This is a genomic window from Oligella sp. HMSC09E12, assembly GCF_001808505.1.
Lineage (GTDB): Bacteria > Pseudomonadota > Gammaproteobacteria > Burkholderiales > Burkholderiaceae_B > Oligella > Oligella urethralis.
The window spans coordinates 1-1,949 of record NZ_KV793544.1 but is presented as its reverse complement, the minus strand read 5'-3'; the positions used below and the strand labels follow the sequence as shown (position 1 = coordinate 1,949).

Here is a 1,949-nt window from a genome sequence, read left to right as displayed (position 1 = left end):
CCGACGCAAAAATCGCGCGGCTGATTTTGGCGTTGGATTTACCCAATAAACATAACAGGAGTGATATAGATGGAAGTGGCTCAAAAAAACGATCAGCAATTATTCGAAAATGCGATTAGAGCATTAGAGGCTGAGATAGCAAATATAGGTACTCATTTGACTATTGATGCAAGTGCAAGGCAGGCCTATGCAAGGCAAATACGTGCAATGTCGAATGAGCTTAGAATGATGGCTCAGACTGGAAGAATCACCTGGCTTCAAGCCGCCGAGCAGGCATCGGAAGCTAGAAACCTCATTATGAAAGTAATAAGAACAAGAAGCACTCCGGTTGGTCTGTCAATCGCGCAGAAGATTAAGCAGCAAGGAAAAACGCTCAATGAAATAGTAGCCATAAAATCCCAAAAGCTGTATGGCGCCAGTGTTTCGTTTGATAATCTCACCGCTCAGCAGCAAAACAAAGTATATCTAGAGGTCGTAAAATCGGCAGGAAAGTCTCGGCCAGAAGTCACTTCGGCTATGAAAAAGCTATCACATGCTGGAAGAGGCCTAATTCTTTTATCTATTGCTCTATCTGTCTATACAGTTGCGACAGCTGAAAATAAATTTGACGCGGCGGGCAAGGAAATTGCTATTACCGGAACCGGCATTGGTGGTGGTATAGCTGGAGGAGCATTAGCAGGATTCGCGTGTGGCCCTGGTGCTCCTGTATGCGTTACCGTTGGAGTATTCGTTGGTGGAGCTCTTGCTGCTTTTGGAGTGGGATTAGTTTGGTAGGTATAGCCATGAAAATCATTAAAAATGATGATGTTAATTTAAAAGTCATATCCGAGGCTACAGAAGCTCAATCACCAAAAAGTGAAATTACTATCGAGGGCACCAAGCTAAAATTAATCATCAACGGAGTTGATCTCGAAGCATGCATTCAATATGACGAATGTTATCTAGTCTTCACTACTGATGATTGCCCTTTTGAAGAGTCACTCAACATCTATTTGCTAAGTGGCGAAAACGAAATTATAGATAGTGCCACTGCTTTTTGGCCATACGGTACCGGCTCATTTAAGTTGCTTGGTATTACAGATCCAGATTTGGTTCAATTCAAATTTTTTGGCGACAAAGATTGGCAGATTAAAATATTCAAAAGTAAGAGATTTCACATTCCCTATATTTCAGAACCTTCTGGTGTATGGCGTAAGTTCAAATTTTGGAGGTCTTTCGGTGTATCGGAAGTTTCTTCTCAATAGCCAACCAAAGAAATCTAACAAATTGCTGCACTCGGACACATACTGCTACGCTCGCTTTTGTGTGTCGCTACGCTCCATATTACACAAAACGCTCTCCGCAGCATGTGCCGGTGAGCAAGGCGTTAGGCTTCACAAGCCGCTTTATCAATCAAGGAGAAAGAAAATGGGAAGTTACGTAGAAAGTGCCCTGACCAAAGGGGAGAAAGTTGTATATCAGGGTAAAGTCAGTATATGGTCGCTCGTACCATTGATGCTTTGGGGGCTCATATTTCTAGCCTTTTTTGGGCTGGGCCTTCTGTTTTGGGCCGTTGCCGCAATCAGGTACTTCACAACAGAACTTGCTATCACGAATAAGCGAGTCATCGCCAAGTTTGGCCTCATCAGCCGATCAACCATTGAGATCAATCTACAGAAGATTGAAAGCATCCAAGTCAATCAAGGCATTCTTGGCCGCATCTTTAACTTCGGCTCCATCGTTGTTTCTGGCGCAGGTAATCCGCAAGCCCCGATTCCTGGCATATCCAGCCCTCTTCAGTTCCGCCGTGCGTTCATCGATACTCAGGAGAGTAATGGGCAGCCCCAAGTTGCTGCACAACCAGCCTAACAATCGCGTCAACTCGGATGGCAAAAAGCGGCGCTTCGCTCTACTTTTTGCCGCGGGTTACGCGAAACGTTATATCTCTTGAGGTAGATCTGTGCTAACCG

Annotated in this window: 3 protein-coding genes; all 3 read left to right on the top strand. The window is 44.5% G+C overall.

Translation table 11 applies throughout. The annotated features are described in order from the left end of the window. Window positions 1-69: 69 nt before the first annotated feature. The 3 genes from HMPREF3179_RS02840 to HMPREF3179_RS02830 all read left to right on the top strand — a co-directional run bounded on the left by HMPREF3179_RS02840 (window position 70) and on the right by HMPREF3179_RS02830 (window position 1,848). Window positions 70-774 (top strand): hypothetical protein, encoded by a 705-nt coding sequence (locus HMPREF3179_RS02840; protein WP_070469656.1) that lies wholly within the window; start codon window positions 70-72, stop codon window positions 772-774. 8 nt (window positions 775-782) lie between these two features. After that, window positions 783-1,244 carry a hypothetical protein gene (locus HMPREF3179_RS02835; protein ID WP_036560860.1) on the top strand — a complete coding sequence of 154 codons (462 nt, stop codon included), beginning with the start codon at window positions 783-785 and terminating at the stop codon, window positions 1,242-1,244. Window positions 1,245-1,407: 163 nt separating this feature from the next. Beyond that, the gene (locus tag HMPREF3179_RS02830) at window positions 1,408-1,848 is read left to right on the top strand and encodes a PH domain-containing protein (protein WP_070469655.1); all 441 of its coding nucleotides are present in this window, start codon (window positions 1,408-1,410) and stop codon (window positions 1,846-1,848) included. The last annotated feature ends 101 nt before the right edge of the window (window positions 1,849-1,949 follow it).

Excerpts from the sequence above, each read along its gene's own strand:
- HMPREF3179_RS02840 (WP_070469656.1), top strand. The coding sequence starts at position 70 with ATGGAAGTGGCTCAAAAAAACGATCAGCAATTATTCGAAAATGCGATT.
- HMPREF3179_RS02835 (WP_036560860.1), top strand. The coding sequence starts at position 783 with ATGAAAATCATTAAAAATGATGATGTTAATTTAAAAGTCATATCCGAG.
- HMPREF3179_RS02830 (WP_070469655.1), top strand. The coding sequence starts at position 1,408 with ATGGGAAGTTACGTAGAAAGTGCCCTGACCAAAGGGGAGAAAGTTGTA.